13 protein-coding genes are annotated in these 15,163 nt (G+C 69.6%); all 13 read right to left on the bottom strand.

The window, feature by feature from the left end; all coding sequences use genetic code 11:
• Positions 1-47: 47 nt before the first annotated feature.
• The 13 genes from QXK92_RS02330 to QXK92_RS02270 all read right to left on the bottom strand — a co-directional run bounded on the left by QXK92_RS02330 (position 48) and on the right by QXK92_RS02270 (position 15,004).
• A complete protein-coding gene (locus tag QXK92_RS02330) occupies positions 48-338 on the bottom strand; it encodes a YggT family protein (protein WP_306240057.1) in 291 nt (96 codons plus the stop codon).
• A 170-nt stretch (positions 339-508) separates the two neighbouring features.
• The gene (locus tag QXK92_RS02325; protein ID WP_306240055.1) at positions 509-1,177 is read right to left on the bottom strand and encodes a cell division protein SepF; all 669 of its coding nucleotides are present in this window, start codon (positions 1,175-1,177) and stop codon (positions 509-511) included.
• Between the two features lie 64 nt (positions 1,178-1,241).
• Positions 1,242-2,012: a YggS family pyridoxal phosphate-dependent enzyme gene (locus tag QXK92_RS02320; protein ID WP_306244134.1), complete on the bottom strand. Its 771-nt coding sequence runs from the start codon at positions 2,010-2,012 to the stop codon at positions 1,242-1,244.
• A complete protein-coding gene (gene pgeF, locus QXK92_RS02315; protein ID WP_306240054.1) occupies positions 2,009-2,725 on the bottom strand; it encodes a peptidoglycan editing factor PgeF in 717 nt (238 codons plus the stop codon). Before pgeF ends, QXK92_RS02320 begins: the two co-directional genes overlap by 4 nt.
• A 100-nt stretch (positions 2,726-2,825) precedes the next feature.
• Positions 2,826-3,965 carry a cell division protein FtsZ gene (ftsZ, locus tag QXK92_RS02310; protein WP_065135863.1) on the bottom strand — a complete coding sequence of 380 codons (1,140 nt, stop codon included), beginning with the start codon at positions 3,963-3,965 and terminating at the stop codon, positions 2,826-2,828.
• 277 nt (positions 3,966-4,242) lie between these two features.
• Complete coding sequence (locus QXK92_RS02305) at positions 4,243-5,208, bottom strand: cell division protein FtsQ/DivIB (RefSeq protein ID WP_371934483.1); 966 nt, start codon at positions 5,206-5,208, stop codon at positions 4,243-4,245.
• Entirely contained in the window at positions 5,205-6,659 is a 1,455-nt protein-coding gene (gene murC, locus QXK92_RS02300) for a UDP-N-acetylmuramate--L-alanine ligase (RefSeq protein WP_306240053.1), read from the bottom strand. Before murC ends, QXK92_RS02305 begins: the two co-directional genes overlap by 4 nt.
• Positions 6,656-7,834, bottom strand: a complete 1,179-nt coding sequence (gene murG, locus QXK92_RS02295; RefSeq protein ID WP_371934259.1) for an undecaprenyldiphospho-muramoylpentapeptide beta-N-acetylglucosaminyltransferase — start codon at positions 7,832-7,834, stop codon at positions 6,656-6,658. The genes murC and murG overlap by 4 nt, the downstream gene beginning before the upstream one ends.
• Positions 7,831-9,399 (bottom strand): putative lipid II flippase FtsW, encoded by a 1,569-nt coding sequence (gene ftsW / locus QXK92_RS02290; protein WP_306240052.1) that lies wholly within the window; start codon positions 9,397-9,399, stop codon positions 7,831-7,833. The genes murG and ftsW overlap by 4 nt, the downstream gene beginning before the upstream one ends.
• Before the next feature lie 5 nt (positions 9,400-9,404).
• Positions 9,405-10,886: a UDP-N-acetylmuramoyl-L-alanine--D-glutamate ligase gene (gene murD / locus QXK92_RS02285; protein WP_306240051.1), complete on the bottom strand. Its 1,482-nt coding sequence runs from the start codon at positions 10,884-10,886 to the stop codon at positions 9,405-9,407.
• Positions 10,855-11,934 (bottom strand): phospho-N-acetylmuramoyl-pentapeptide-transferase, encoded by a 1,080-nt coding sequence (gene mraY, locus QXK92_RS02280; protein ID WP_306240050.1) that lies wholly within the window; start codon positions 11,932-11,934, stop codon positions 10,855-10,857. Before mraY ends, murD begins: the two co-directional genes overlap by 32 nt.
• Positions 11,931-13,442 carry a UDP-N-acetylmuramoyl-tripeptide--D-alanyl-D-alanine ligase gene (gene murF, locus QXK92_RS02275; protein WP_306240048.1) on the bottom strand — a complete coding sequence of 504 codons (1,512 nt, stop codon included), beginning with the start codon at positions 13,440-13,442 and terminating at the stop codon, positions 11,931-11,933. Before murF ends, mraY begins: the two co-directional genes overlap by 4 nt.
• Entirely contained in the window at positions 13,439-15,004 is a 1,566-nt protein-coding gene (locus QXK92_RS02270) for a UDP-N-acetylmuramoyl-L-alanyl-D-glutamate--2,6-diaminopimelate ligase (RefSeq protein ID WP_306244128.1), read from the bottom strand. Before QXK92_RS02270 ends, murF begins: the two co-directional genes overlap by 4 nt.
• Between the last annotated feature and the right edge of the window lie 159 nt (positions 15,005-15,163).

The following is a 15,163-nucleotide window of genomic DNA, read 5'->3' as shown; positions in this document are numbered from 1 at the left end:
GTGGCCGAACCGTCTCCTAGCTACATTCCGTCCGTGGCCGAAGGCCGCTACGCCGCAGCGCTGAACGCCAACTGCATCCCGATGAATGCGACGAGCAACAACACCAGGATGGACAGGTCCAAACGAACCGCGCCGATGGTGATCTGCGGGATCAGTCGGCGCAGCAACTTCACCGGCGGATCGGTGATCGACATGATGATCTCCAGGATCACCACTGTCGCACCCGTCGGCCGCCAGTCCCGGCTGAACGAGCGGATCCACTCGATCACGACCCGCGCGATGAGCAGCAGCCAGAAGGTGAACAGCGCGAAACCAAGGATCTGAAAGAACAGCACCAACGGGAGCCCGACCTTAACGATGACGATGAGAGGAATGTCCGTCGCCGCCGCAGCGGCACCAGCAAGCCTACCGACCCGACCGCGGCGCACACATCGCAAGGGACCGCAGGCATGCGCACAGCCCGGTCAGCCATCGTGTGGCCAACCGGGCTGTGCGGCGTAGTTTTCGCCTATTGGTAAGCGTAGAAACCGGTTTCGGCGATGCGGCGACGCTCCTCCGGGGACACGTCAACATCGGCCGGCGACAGCAGGAACACCTTGGTCGCCACCTTGTCGAACGAACCGCGCAGTGCGAAGGCCAGGCCGGCGGCGAAGTCGACCAACCGCTTGGCGTCGGCGTTGTCCATGGACACCAGGTCCATGATGACCGGGGTGCCGTCGCGGAAGCGCTCGCCGATGGTGCGTGCCTCGCTGTAGTCCTTGGGCCGCAGCGTGGTGATCTTCGACAGCGGGTGGCCGTCCTCGAACATCATCGCCATGCGGCGCGGGTCCATCGCCAGGGCGCCGCGGGTCGAACCGCGCAGCCACGACCCCAGCCGGGGCCGGGCCATCTCGGGCCGGTCGAACTCGCGGGGCTGGAAGCGAGTCTCGTCCGGGTAGCCGCCGCGGTAGCTGCTGGGCGGCGGGTAGTCCGCGGGCATCTCGGCCCGCAGGTCGCCGCGCGGGTCCCGGCGAGGCTCGTCGTATTCCCGATCGCGCCCCTCATAACGGCCGTAGTCGTCCTCAAATCGAGGCCGCGAATAACCCCGGGACGGCGTGCGGTCGTCGTAATACTCGTCGTCGTAATCCTCCATCGGAGCCATACCGAAGTAGGCCTTGACCTTGTGCAGAGTGCTCATCGTGCGACCCCTTCTAGCCTGGGATATTTGTTGTTTGTGATGAAGGTGTGACTCGAGTGACTATTCACGGTGACCGTAACCGCCGTTCGCCCATAAGCGCGGTACCGACACGCACACACGTCGATCCATGTTTGACGGCTATCTCGAGGTCTGCTGACATGCCGGCCGACAACCCCGTCGCGTTGGGGAAGGCGCTGCGCACCCGGCAGTGCTCGGATTGCAGCCGGTCAAAGGCCTGTTCGGGGTCCCAGCCCAGCGGGGGAACACCCATCAGACCGACTAGTTCGAGGGCCTGCGCCTGCTCCACTTCCTCGCAGACCCGATCCACCGCGCCGGGCTCGGAAATGTCGATACCGCCGCGCGAGGCGTCACCGTCGAGACTGACCTGAACGTAGACCCGCAGCGGCTTGCTGCGGCGCTGCTCGGCCAGAGCGCCGGCCACCGCACGGTCCAGGGCGGTCACCAGCTGCTGGCTGTCGACCGAGTGGGCGGTATGCGCCCACCGGGCCAGCGCCTTGGCTTTCTTGCGCTGAATCTGGCCGACCATGTGCCACTGCATCTGCCGGGATTCCCCTGATGCACCCAGCAACCGCGCCACCTCGGCCACCTTCGCCGACGCCTCCTGCTCGCGGGATTCGCCCACGGCCCGCACTCCGAGCCGCGCCAGGATCGCCACATCGGAAGCCGGGAAGAATTTCGTGATCGGCAGCAGTTCGATCTCGCCGACATTGCGGCCGGCCGCTTCGGCCGCCGCAGCCAGCCGCGATCGCACTGCGGCGAGCGATCGGGTCAATTCCGACTGGCGTTCGCCCTGAGCGGCGTCCTCGACCGTCATGCCGACTGTTCCATCCATACCAGCGACGCCAGCCGTCCGGTCGGCGCATCGCGCCGGTGACTGAACAGCGCCCGGTCGGCTGCGGTGCAGCGCGGGTCGACCTCGATGGACGTCACGCCCATTCGACGAAGCTGGCCGGCGATGCCGACGCGCAGATCCAGGCCCGCAGTGCCCGCGGGCGTCGTGGTGCGACTGCCGGGTAACGCGGCTTCGACCTCTGCGGCCATGGCCTCGGGCACCTCGTAGTTGCGACCGCTGACCGCGGGGCCCAACAGCGCCGAAATGTCGCCGATCTGCGCCCCCAATTCGAGCATCGCCTCGACCGTGCGGGCCACCACGCCGTGCTGAGCGCCCACCCGCCCGGCGTGCACCGCGCCGACGACACCGGCCCGCGCGTCGGCGAGCAACACCGGCACACAATCGGCTGTCACCACAGCCAACGCCAATCGCGTTGTCGCCGTGACCATTCCATCGGTGTCGGGCAGCGCCGAGGACTGCGGGCCGTCGACCACCTCGACGTGGGTGCCGTGCACCTGGTTCATCCACAACACCCGGTCGCCGGGCAGGCCGACGGCTTTGGCCAGGCGCGACCGGTTGGCCCGCACGGCAGCCGGATCGTCCCCGACATGGTCGCCCAGGTTGAAGGTGTCGAACGGCGGCTTGGACACGCCGCCCGCCCGAGTGGTGGTCACCCGGCGGATACGAACGCTCACGTCCCCAGTATCTGGATTCCGTTGCCTGTCAGACCGCATCGACGTCGGGCCATGATGTTTCGACGCCGGTTTGTCGCGCACTGGCAAGCAAATCGAGACCTCAGCGGCGCATGAAGGGCGGCACATCGACGTCGTCGTCGTCGCCGCCGATGCTCAGGGTCGCCCCGTTGGTGTGCAGCGGGACGCTGACGGCATCGACCGGTTCGAACAGCGTCGAGGTGAGCTTGCCGGCCTTGGCAGTCTCGATGCGGTGGGCGCCACCGGTTTCGTTGCCGCTGACGGCTTTCCGGCCGGGGCCGGCGTCGAAGCCTGCGGCGATCACAGTGACGCGCACCTCATCACCGAGCGAGTCGTCGATCACGGTGCCGAAGATGATGTTGGCGTCCTGATGGGCGGCGTCCTGCACCAGCGAGGCGGCCTCGTTGATCTCGAACAAGCCCAGGTCGCTGCCGCCGGCGATCGACATCAGCACGCCCTGAGCGCCTTCCATCGAGGCTTCCAGCAGCGGTGAGTTGATGGCGATCTCGGCCGCTTTGAGCGAGCGTCCCTCGCCGCGGGCCGAGCCGATGCCCATCAGCGCGGTGCCGGCGCCGGACATGATGCCCTTGACGTCGGCGAAGTCGACGTTGATCAGACCCGGGGTGGTGATCAGATCGGTGATGCCCTGGACACCGTTGAGCAGCACCTCGTCGGCGCTGCGGAACGCGTCCATCAACGACACCGCGGCGTCACCCATCTGCAGCAACCGGTCGTTAGGGATCACGATCAGGGTGTCGCAGCTCTCCCGCAGCGCGGAGATGCCGTTCTCGGCCTGGTTGCTGCGCCGCTTGCCTTCGAACGAGAAGGGCCGGGTGACGACGCCGACGGTCAGTGCGCCGAGTTTGCGCGCGATGCTGGCGACCACGGGCGCGCCACCGGTGCCGGTGCCACCGCCCTCCCCGGCGGTGACGAACACCATGTCGGCGCCGCGCAGCAGCTCCTCGATCTCCTCCTTGGCGTCCTCAGCGGCCTTCTTGCCGACCTCCGGGTCGGCGCCGGCGCCCAGGCCTCGTGTCGAGTCGCGACCGACGTCGAGCTTGACGTCGGCATCACTCATCAGCAACGCCTGCGCGTCGGTGTTGATGGCGATGAACTCCACACCTTTGAGGCCTTGCTCGATCATTCGGTTGACGGCGTTGACGCCGCCACCACCGATGCCCACGACCTTGATGACGGCCAGGTAGTTGTGTGGGGGGGTCATCATTCGTCTTCCTCCCTGATGGGCTTTCAGTTCCCCTGGTAATGCGTGGTGTGCCTGCGGTGTGTCTCCTTGCAAACCCTCAACCTCAACCATAGAGTTAGAGTTATGTCAAGTAGTTCCGCGTAACCAGAACCGTATGGGTACGACGGGCACTAGCCGTGCAGGCGCGCCGACGCGCGCCACGGATTTTTTCTTTGCGCGAGCAGACGGAAAATTGCATGGCTGAGCGCTTCTGAATGCGAGTTCGCGTCTGCTCGCGCTGCTCGGTCGCTGGCGGCTACTTGACGGTCGGCAGGTCTGGACTGGACACGTCGTAGGTGCGCCCGGGCTGCGTCAGCAGCGCCGCCAGCTTCTCGGCCTTTTCCGCTGCACGATCGGTGGTCCCCCAGATCACCACCCGGCCGTCGGTCAGCGTCAACGTGATCGACGACACCGAGGGCGCCGCGATACGGCCCACCTCACCGGCGACCTCGGGACGCAGCGTGCTCAGCACCTTCAGCGCGGCCAGCGTGGCCGGATCGGTGGGCCCTGGGTTCTCCACGTCGATGTACGGGATCGCCGGCGGCGGCGGATCGGTGGCGAAGTCGACGCCGTCGCGGTCGAAAAGATGCGGTCCGTCCGGAAAATCCTTCACCACCACCGGGATTCGCTCGACGATGGTGATGCGCAGCGCCGACGGGTACTGCCGCTGCACCCGCGCGCTGGCCACCCGCCGGATCGCGGCGACCCGGTCGGCGACCTGGTTGGTGTTGATCTGCAGCAGCGGAGTCCCGACCCGCACCTGCGCGGCGTCGAGCACTTCCTCGCGGGTGACGACGCCGGTACCGGTGACCACGATGTTGCGGGCCGACATCGCGGGCGTGAAGTAGAGGATCAGGCCGAGTCCGACCCCGACCACCACCAGCAGCACCGTTGCGAGCAGCATCTTCAGGCCCCGAACCACCCCGCGGGCAACCGGTTTGGGCTCCGGCAGCATCGCCCCCTTCGCGCGCCGCTTGGCCTCGCGGCGGGCCTCCTCGATGGCGGTTGCCCGGGCCTGGGCAGCGCGGCGTTCGGCGCGTTCCCGCCGGGCTCGCCGCCGCGGGCCCTCGAAATCCTCTGCCTCTTCCTCAGATTCGGGCGGGGCGCCGCCCTCGGTGGAGATCGGCTCCGTCGCCGCCTCGCCGGTGACAGAGTCCTCGGGAGCATCGCCGGCCAGGTCGGCGGGCCGAGCCCCGGGTGCGTCGGGGTCGGGTTCGCTCACTGGGGTGCTTCCCGACCGGGTGCACCGCGGTTGGCCCGCATCCGCAGTGCGGTGACGATTTCGGGTCCGAGCAGCGTCACGTCGCCCGCGCCCATCGTGACGATGACATCGCCCGGTTCGGCGGCCCCGGCCAATTCCTCGGCCACCGCGGAGAAGTCAGGCAGGTAGCGCACGGGCGCGCTGACATGTTCGGCGACGGTGGCGCCGCTGATGCCGGCCAGTGGCTGTTCGCGCGCACCGTAGACGTCGAGTACGAAGACCTGGTCGGCACCGTCCAGAGCGTGCCCGAATTCCTGCGCGAAAGCTTTTGTCCGGGAATACAAATGGGGCTGAAAGACGACGAGCGAACGACCGCTGCCACTCTGCTGGACCACGGAGCGGACCGCCGCCAGCGTGGCGGCGACCTCGGTGGGGTGATGGGCGTAGTCGTCGAATACCCGCACCGAATGAGCGGTGCCGACGAGTTCGAAGCGTCGCCGCACTCCTTCGAAGGTGGCCAGACCGTCGAGCACCTCGTCGACGGGCGCGCCGATCTCGATCGCGGCCAGCAGCGCCGCCAGGGCGTTGAGCGCCATGTGCCGTCCCGGCACCGACAGCCGCATCACCCGCTGGTGCGGCTCGTCCGCCAATTGGATGTGGGCGACCGCCTCGGTGCCGCGTTGTTCCCACGACAACAAGCGAGCCGCGAGCGGCCCGTCCCCCGACCCGTAGCAGAGCACCCGAATTCCCAGCTCCGCTGTGCGCCGGGCCAGCGCCGCCGCACCCGGGTCGTCGGTGCACACCACCAGCGCGCCACCGGGCGCGAGCCGCTCCACGAAGGAGTCGAACACCCCGACGTACGCCTCGGTGCTGCCGTAGAAATCGAGGTGGTCGGACTCGATATTGGTGACCACCGCGACGTTGGGCGTGTATTCCAGCAGCGTGCCGTCGCTCTCGTCGGCCTCGGCGACAAAGATATCGCCGCTGCCGTGATGGGCATTGGTGCCGGCCTCGCCGAGCTCACCCCCGACCGCGAACGACGGGTCGCGACCACAGTGCTGTAGCGCGACAATCAGCATCGACGTCGTCGTGGTCTTACCGTGCGTACCGGTGACCATCAAGGTGGTGCGCCCGGCCATCAGCTTGGCCAGCACCACGGGCCGCAGCACCACCGGAATGCCGCGGCGCCGGGCCTCGACCAGCTCCGGGTTGGTTTTGGGGATGGCGGCGTGCGTGGTGATGACCGCGGTGACGCCGCCGGGCAGCAGATCCAGCGACGACGCGTCATGACCGATGCGGATCAGCGCGCCGCGCGCCCGCAGCGCATGCACGCCGCGCGACTCCTTGGCGTCCGAGCCCGACACCATCCCGCCGCGGTCCAGCAGAATGCGGGCGATGCCCGACATGCCGGCGCCGCCGATGCCGACCATGTGCACACGCTGCAGTTCCGGCGGCAGCTGTTCGGCGCTCATCGGCGCGCTCCCGGGATCCGCCCGGCAACGTCCAGCGCCGCCCGGGCCACCTGCTGCGCGGCGTCGCGGTGCCCGACCAGGGTCGCCGCCGCCGTCATCGCCGCCAGCCGGGGTGCATCGTTGAGCAGGCCGGACACCTCACGCGCCACCAGCTCCGGGGTCAGCGCCGCGTCGGCGACGATCATGCCGCCGCCGGCGTTGACCACCGGCAGCGCGTTGAGCCGCTGCTCACCGTTGCCGATCGGCAGTGGCACATAGATGGCGGGCAGGCCGACGGCCGAGACCTCGGCCACCGTCATTGCGCCGGACCGGCAGATCACCATGTCGGCGGCGGAGTAGGCCAGGTCCATCCGGTCCAGATAGGGCACCGCCACATACGGCGGATCGCCGGGCTCGGGTGTGCGGAGTTCGAGCGTGTTCTTGGGTCCGTGCGCATGCAGCACAGACACCCCGGCGGCGGCCAGGTCGGCGGCCGCCGCGGAGACGGCCCGGTTCAGCGACACCGCACCCTGGGAGCCACCGAACACCAGCAGCACGCGCGCGTCGTCGGCGAAGCCGAAGTGGGCCCGCGCCTGCGCACGCAGGCCCGTGCGGTCCAGCGTGGTGATCGCCGCCCGCACTGGCACTCCGACCACCTCGGCGCGCCGCAGCCCCGAATCGGGCACCGCGGACAGAATCCGGTCGGCGGTCCTCGCGCCCACCCGGTTGGCCAGGCCCGCCCGGGCGTTGGCCTCGTGAATCACCACGGGGATGCGGCGGCGTCCCGGCCTGCCGCGAGAAGCCAGATAGGCCGGCAACGCCACGTAGCCGCCGAAACCGATGACGACGTCGGCGGCGACACTGTCGAGCACCGCGCGGGTCTCCCGTACGGCGCGCCAGACCCGTGGTGGCAGCCGCGCCAGGTCACCGCTGGGTTTGCGCGGCAGCGGCACCGGGGTGATCAGCTCCAGTCGGTAGCCGCGCTCAGGCACCAGCCGGGTCTCCAACCCGCGGGCCGTGCCTAGCGCGGTGATCCTGATCCGGGGGTCCAGGGCGGTCAGCGCGTCGGCCACTGCCATCGCGGGCTCCACATGGCCGGCGGTACCACCGCCGGCCAGCACGACCGAGAACGCACCACCGGCGGGCAGGGGACTGTCCCCTGACCCGCCGGCCGACTCCGTGACCTTGTCGTTCACCCGTAACGCTGACCTTCCAATGCACCTACGCGCCCTGTTTGGCGCCGGCCGGCGTACTGCTGGCCAGATCTATGATGCCTTTCCCGCCCGTGGCCGCTTCCCGCAGACCGCCGACTGGTGCGCGGCTGCGCCTTCGGCGGTGGCCCGGCGGCCCGCCGGGGCCGCGGCGCTTTGGGCGGCGCGGGCGACGGGCGCTTGCGATCACGGAAGGACTCGATCCGGCTGGGCACGTACGGCTCCGGCACCGGCAGCCGAAGCAGCCGGTTTACCTTGTCGTCTCGCCCGGCACGCAGCGCCGCGACGGCTTCGGGTTCGTGCCGGGCCGCGTTGGCCATGATGCCGATCATGAACAGTGTTGCAGCGGTTGACGTTCCACCGGCCGAGATGAGCGGCAGCTGCAGGCCGGTGACGGGCAGCAGGCCGATCACATACCCGATGTTGATGAACGCCTGGCCCAGCACCCACAACGTGGTGGTCGCCGTGAGCAGTCGCAGGAACGGGTCTGCGGAGCGGCGCGCGATGCGCATGCCGGTGTAGGCGAACAGCCCGAACAGCCCCAGCAGGCCCACCGCCCCGATCAGGCCCAGCTCCTCGCCGATGATCGCGAAGATGAAGTCGTTGTGCGCGTTGGGCAGATAGTTCCACTTGGCCACACCCTGCCCCAGGCCATCGCCGAAGATGCCGCCGTGCGCGAGGGCGTACTTGGCCTGGCGCGCCTGGTAACCGGTGTCCATCGGGTCGTCTTCCGGGTCCAGCCAGGATCGCACCCGGTCGGAGCGGTAGCCGGCGGACATGGCCAGCACCGCGCCGGCGGCGAACACCGCGCCCAGCGAGCTGACGAACACCCGCAACGGCAGTCCGGCGTACCACAGTAGGCCCAGCAGAATGATGCCCAGCGACACGGTCTGACCGAGGTCAGGCTGGGCGACAATCAGCCCCAGGGCAATCAGCGCGGCCGGGACCAAGGGGACCAGCATCTCGCGCAGCGACGCCCGCTCCAGGCGCCGGGCGGCCAGCAGGTGCGCGCCCCAGATCGCGAACGCGATCTTGGTCAGTTCGGAGGGCTGCATGGAGAAACCGGCGATGACGAACCACTTGCGGGAGCCGTTGGCCAGGTTGCCGATGCCCGGGATGAGCACCAGGACCAGCAAGATGATGGTGACCGCGTAGCTGGTGAACGCGACGCGCCGGATGAAGCGCACCGACATCCGCAAGCCGGCGTAGCAGGCGAAGAGCCCGACGATCGTCCAGAGCACCTGCTTGCCGAAGATGATCCAGGCCGACCCGTCGTTGTCGTAGGAGTGCACGCCCGACGCCGACAGCACCATGATCAGTCCCAGCGACGTCAGCAGTGCGGTGACAGCGATGATCAGGTGGAACGAGGTCATGGGGCGGCCCAGCCAGGCACCGAACGCGGTGCGCGGCCCGCTCGGATCGGCTTTCGGCGCGGTGTTTTTCTCCCCCGCGGCAGCAGGCTCTGCCTGCTCTGCCTCGTCCGCCACCTCGGTTGCGGCGGACGTCTCCCCCTTATCCCGGCGGAACAGCCGGGTCACTGCGATACCCACACCGCCTACCGGACCGCGGCGCGTACGGCGGCCGCGAAGGCGTCACCCCGTGCGCCATACCCGGTGAACTGGTCGAACGATGCGCCGGCCGGTGCGAGCAGCACCGTGTCTCCCGGTTGGGCCATCTCGCGGGCCGCGGCGACGGCCGCGACCATCACACGATCCCCGATGGTCCCACCCTCGTTATTCACTTGTGTCACATCAGCAACAGAAACCACACCAGTCGCATGCATCTCAACATCCTCGCCTGTAACAACCTGTACGACGGGGACATCGGGGGCGTGTCGTGATAACGCCTCGGCAACCTCGGCGCGATCCCGCCCGAAAAGGACCGCTCCGACCAGGTGCGACGCGATGCGGGCGACCTCCGCATCCAGGGATGCGCCCTTGAGCAGGCCGCCGGCCAACCAGACGACCCGGGGGTAGGCCAGCACCGAGGCCTGGGCGGCGTGCGGGTTGGTGGCCTTGGAGTCGTCGACGTAGGTGATGCCGTCCGCGACGGTCACCTCCTCGCAGCGGTGCCGGCCGAGCCGGAACGAGGCGATGGCCGTGGCGATCGCCTCGGGCGCCACATCGACCGCCCGCGCCAGCGCCGCGGCAGCCAGCGTGTTGAGCACCCCGACCGGGCCCGGCACCGGAATCGACGTGACCGGCAGCAGCGGCAGGTCCTCGGCGAACGCCCGGTCGACCAGCTGCCCGTCACGCACGCCGAGCTCCCCCGGGGCGGGTTCACCGAGCCGGAAGCCCACTCGAACGGCCGCCGGGGCGGTGTCCCGCAGCGCCGCCGCCCGGCTGTCGTCCAGGCCGACGACAGCGACCCGACCGGTGAGCACCCGGGCTTTGGCGGCGGTGTAGGCGGCCATGGTGTGATGCCAGTCCAGGTGATCCTCGGCGATGTTGAGCACCACGCCCGCCTCCGGCCGCAGCGACGGGGCCCAGTACAGCTGGAAGCTGGACAGCTCCACCGCCAACACGTCGGCCGGCTGGTCCAGCACATCGAGCACCGGGTCGCCGATGTTCCCGCACAGCTTGCTGCGCAGTCCCCCGGCGATCAGCATGTCGTGCAGCATCGACGTGGTGGTGGTCTTGCCGTTGGTACCGGTCACCACCAGCCACCGGCGCGGCGGCCCGAAATGACCGGCTGCATCGAGCCTCCAGGCCAGCTCCACATCGCCCCAGATCGGCACCCCGGCCGCGGCGGCGGCGGCCAGCACGGGGGTGTCCGGCTGGAATCCGGGACTGGTAATCACCAGCGCGTACCGGTCGATCTGCGCAATGGCAGTCGCCGGGTCGGCGGTCGCGACGCCGGCCGCGGCGTGCGGGGCCAGCATCGCGGGGTCGTCGTCGCATAGCGTCGGCACGGCCCCGAACCGGGTGAGCGCCGCCAGCACCGCGCGGCCGGTCACCCGGGCGCCGGCGATCAGGACGGGCGCACCCGGCGCCAACGGGTCTATGTCAGGCACCGATCGTGGACAGCCACTCGCCATAGAACAGGGCGACGCCCAGGCCACAGCTGATCGCTGTGAGCAGCCAGAAGCGGATGATGACTGTCGTTTCCGCCCAGCCCCCCAGCTCGAAATGGTGATGGAAGGGGGCCATCCGGAAAACCCGGCGCCCGGTGGTGCGGAAGGCCAGGATCTGCAGCACCACCGAGGTGACCTCGGCGACAAACAGCGCCCCCAGCACTACGGCCAGGATCTCGGTGCGGCTGGTCACCGACAGTCCAGCGATGATGCCGCCCAGAGCCAGCGAGCCGGTGTCACCCATGAAGATCTTGGCCGGCGCGGCGTTCCACCACAGGAACCCGATGCAGGCGCCGGCGGTGGCGGCGGCGATCAGCGCCAGGTCCAGCGGGTCGCGCACGTTGTAACAACCCAGGCCGGGCGCGGTGACGCACGCGTTGCGGTACTGCCAGAAGGTGATCAGGACGTAGGCACCGGTCACCATCGCCATGCAACCGGCGGCCAGGCCGTCCAGCCCGTCGGTGAAGTTCACCGCGTTCGACCAGGCGCTGACCACCACCACGCAGAACAGCACGAACAACCCCGGGGCGACGGTGACCGTGGCGATCTCGCGCACGTAGGACAGGTCCGCACTGCCCGGTGTCAGGCCGGCGTTGTTGCGGAACTGCAGCACCAGCACGGCGAACAGCACCGCGGCGGTGATCTGCCCGACCGTCTTGGCCGTCTTGTTCAGGCCCAGGTTGCGCGACCGGCGGATCTTGATCAGGTCGTCGATGAACCCGACTCCGCCCAGGGCGGTGGCCAGTCCGAGCACGCACAGACCCGACGCCGAGATCCCTTCGCCGTCGAACGCCAGCCCGAACAGGTGGGTGCCCAGGTAGCCGGCCCAGATGCCGGCCAGGATCGCCACCCCACCCATCGAGGGCGTACCCCGCTTGGTGTGGTGGCTGGGCGGGCCGTCCTCGCGGATCTGGTGACCGAATCCCTGCCGGGTGAACAGCCGGATCAGCGCCGGAGTCAGCAGGATGGACACGGTCACCGCGATGGCTACGGCGATCAGAATCTGCCTCACGGGCGCGTCGCTCCCTTGCCGGCTGTGTCGTCGACCAGCGCGTCGGCCAGCGCTCCCAATCCGGCCGAGTTGGATGCCTTCACCAGAACCACATCTCCGGGTCGCAGCTCAGCGCGCAACAGGGACAGGGCGGCGGCCGCGTCGTCCACGTTGACGACCTCCTCCCCCCACGAGCCCTCCATCACCGCACCCTGGTGCATGGCGCTCATCGACCTCCCGGTTCCCACGACAACGAGTCGAGACACATCTAATCGCACCGCGAGCCGGCCGATGCGGTCGTGCTCGGTTATTGCATCCTCGCCGAGTTCGGCCATCTCACCCAGCACCGCCCAGCTGCGCCGCGGATGATCCTCGCCGTGCGCGATCCAGGCGAGAGCCTGCAGACCGGCCCGCATCGAGTCGGGGTTGGCGTTGTAGGCATCGTCGATCACGGTGACGCCGTCCGCGCGGGTGGTCACGTGCATGCGGTGGCGCGACACCGGGCCCGCCGCCGCGAGCGCTGCCGCGATCTGTTCGACGGTCCCGCCACACTCCAGCGCGACGGCGGCCGCGCACAGCGCGTTGCTGACCTGATGGTCGCCGAAGACGCCGAGGCGAACGTCGGCTTCTTCGGCCCCCGCGTGCAGGGTGAACTGCGGCCTGGCCAACTCGTCGAGCGACACCGGCCCGGCCCACACGTGGCCGGTATTGGGCCCGGCATTGCGGCTCACCCGGACCACCCGGGCCGCGGTCACGTCGGCCATTGCGGCCACCATCGGGTCGTCGGCGTTCAAGATGACCACGCCGGACGACGAAACAGATTGTGGTAGTTCGGATTTAGTTTGGGCAATGATCTCGCGGGAGCCGAACTCGCCCAGGTGCGCGGTACCGACGTTGAGCACCACGCCGATAGACGGGGTCGCGATATCGGCCAGCGCGGCGATGTTGCCGGGGTGGCGCGCCGACATCTCCAGGATCAAAAAGTCGGTGTCCCGGGTGGCCCGCAGTACGGTCCAGGGGTGACCCAGCTCGTTGTTGAACGACCCGGGCGGCGCGACCACCTCACCCAGCGGCCGCAGCACGGCGGCCACCAGGTCCTTGGTGGACGTCTTGCCCGACGAGCCGGTGATCCCGATGATCCTCAGCCCACCGGCCACCAGGTCGGCGGCCACCGCCTTGGCCAGTTTGCCCAGCGCGGCCAGCACCGCAGCGCCCGAGCCATCTGCGTCGTGCTCGAGCACCGAGGCGCGGTCGTCGGCCGCCGCCTGTGGCTGTACGACGATCGCCGGCACCCCCACCGGCCGGGCGGCCAGCACCGCCACCGCGCCGGCGGCCACGGCCGATGCGGCGTGGTCGTGCCCGTCGGCGCGCGCGCCGGGCAGGGCGAGAAACAGTCCGCCCGGGCCGACGGCGCGTGAGTCGAATTCCACCGTTCCGGTGACGCGGGTGGCCGCGGCACGCTCCGGGGTGATGTCGGCCAACGTGCCGCCGACGATGTCGGCGATCTGGGCCACGGTCAGGTCGATCACGCTCGGCCTTTCACGGCGTCGAGGGCGGCCGCGAGTTCGACCCGGTCGTCGAATGGCCGCACCTCGTCGGCGCTGCGCTGACCGGTCTCATGGCCTTTGCCGGCGATGAGCACCACGTCGCCGGGACCCGCCCAGGTGACCGCGTGCCGGATCGCCTCGCGCCGGTCGGCGATCTCGACCAGTTCGGCTGTTGTGCCGGCTTCTTTTGCTCCGGAGAGGATTTCACCACGGATGACGGCAGGGTTCTCGCTGCGCGGGTTGTCGTCGGTGACGACGACGAGGTCGGCGAGTTCGGCGGCCACCGCGCCCATCGGCGCGCGCTTGCCCGGGTCACGGTCGCCGCCGGCGCCGAACACCACCGCCAGGCGGCGGCCGGGCTGGGCCAGGGTGCTGAGCACCGCGCGCAGGGCGCCCGGTTTGTGCGCATAGTCGACCAGCGCGAGGAAATCCTGGCCATGGTCTATCTGTTCAAGGCGCCCCGGTACCCGGGTATGCCGCAGACCCGGCGCCGCCTGCGCCGGCGAAACCCCGACTGCATCCAGAATCGCCAGCGCAACAAGGCAATTGGCGATGTTGTAGTGGCCTGGCAGGTTGATGCCGATGCGGTGTTCGGCGCCGGTGGGATCGATGGCGGTGAATTCCTGGCTCGCCGGTCCGGTGGTCTCGACGTCGACGGCGCGCCACTGGGCGGGTTGGCCGGTGACGCTGACGGTGACCGGCTCAGCGGCCCGGGCCGCCATCGCGCGGCCGGCCTCGTCGTCGACACACACCACGGCGGTGCGGGCGTGCAACGCCGAGGCGGGGTCGAACAACAGCGCTTTGGCCTCGAAGTAGTCGGCCATGGTGGGGTGGAAATCCAGGTGGTCGCGCGACAGGTTGGTGAAGCCGCTGACGGCGAACTCGGTGCCGTCGACGCGGCCCAGGGCCAGCGCGTGACTGGACACTTCCATCACGACGGTGTCGACACCCCGTTCGGCCATCGCGGCGAACAGCGCCTGCAGTGCCGGAGCCTCGGGGGTGGTGAGCGCACTGGGGATGTCGACGCCGTCGATGCGGATGCCGATGGTGCCGACCAGACCGGCGACGCGGCCGCCGGCCCGCAATCCCGCTTCCACTAGGTACGTCGTGGTGGTCTTGCCCGATGTGCCGGTGATGCCGACGACGGTGACCCGGTCGGAGGGCCGCTCGTACACGCTCGCCGCCAGTCCGCCGAGCACGCTGCGCGGTGCGGGGTGCACCACAACCGGCACGGCCGTCGCGTGAGCGCCCATTGCCGCCACCCCGTCGGCGTCGGTGAGCACTGCCACCGCGCCGCGCTCGAGGGCGTCACCGGCATGCCGGGCGCCGTGTGTGGTCGCACCGGGCAGCGCGGCGAACAGGTCCCCCGGCTGGACGTCCTGAGCGCGTAGCGTCACGCCGGTCACCAGCACGTCGGCGCCGGTAGGGGGTGCCGCTCCGATCTGCGCGGCCAGCGTGGCCAGCGGTACGCCGACGACGGTGCGGGGACGTAGCCCGGTGGGCGTCGACTCCGCCACGGGCACCACCTCCGTCCGGCCGCGGATGTTCCAGAGATCGCTCGGCCTTGACACCCTACCCAGAGGCAACCGGTCGCCACGCAGAGCCGCGCCCGCGCACGGTGGCGGCGATCACCGATCGGTACCGCCCCGCGGGGGCGGCTGCTACCGCAGCGCCATCTGCGCCGGCGATGTCGCCGGACTCAA

Origin of the sequence: Mycobacterium sp. TY815 (assembly GCF_030755135.1) — a bacterium.
Taxonomy (GTDB): Bacteria; Actinomycetota; Actinomycetes; order Mycobacteriales; family Mycobacteriaceae; genus Mycobacterium.
The sequence above is the reverse complement of the archived record's forward strand: the minus strand, read 5'-3'. Positions and strand labels throughout refer to the sequence as shown.

Bases quoted from the DNA above. Each gene is read 5' to 3' on its own strand.
- QXK92_RS02325 (WP_306240055.1), bottom strand. From the start codon at position 1,177: ATGAGCACTCTGCACAAGGTCAAGGCCTACTTCGGTATGGCTCCGATG.
- QXK92_RS02320 (WP_306244134.1), bottom strand. From the start codon at position 2,012: ATGACGGTCGAGGACGCCGCTCAGGGCGAACGCCAGTCGGAATTGACC.
- ftsZ (WP_065135863.1), bottom strand. From the start codon at position 3,965: ATGACCCCCCCACACAACTACCTGGCCGTCATCAAGGTCGTGGGCATC.
- murC (WP_306240053.1), bottom strand. From the start codon at position 6,659: ATGAGCGCCGAACAGCTGCCGCCGGAACTGCAGCGTGTGCACATGGTC.
- murD (WP_306240051.1), bottom strand. From the start codon at position 10,886: ATGGCGAGTGGCTGTCCACGATCGGTGCCTGACATAGACCCGTTGGCG.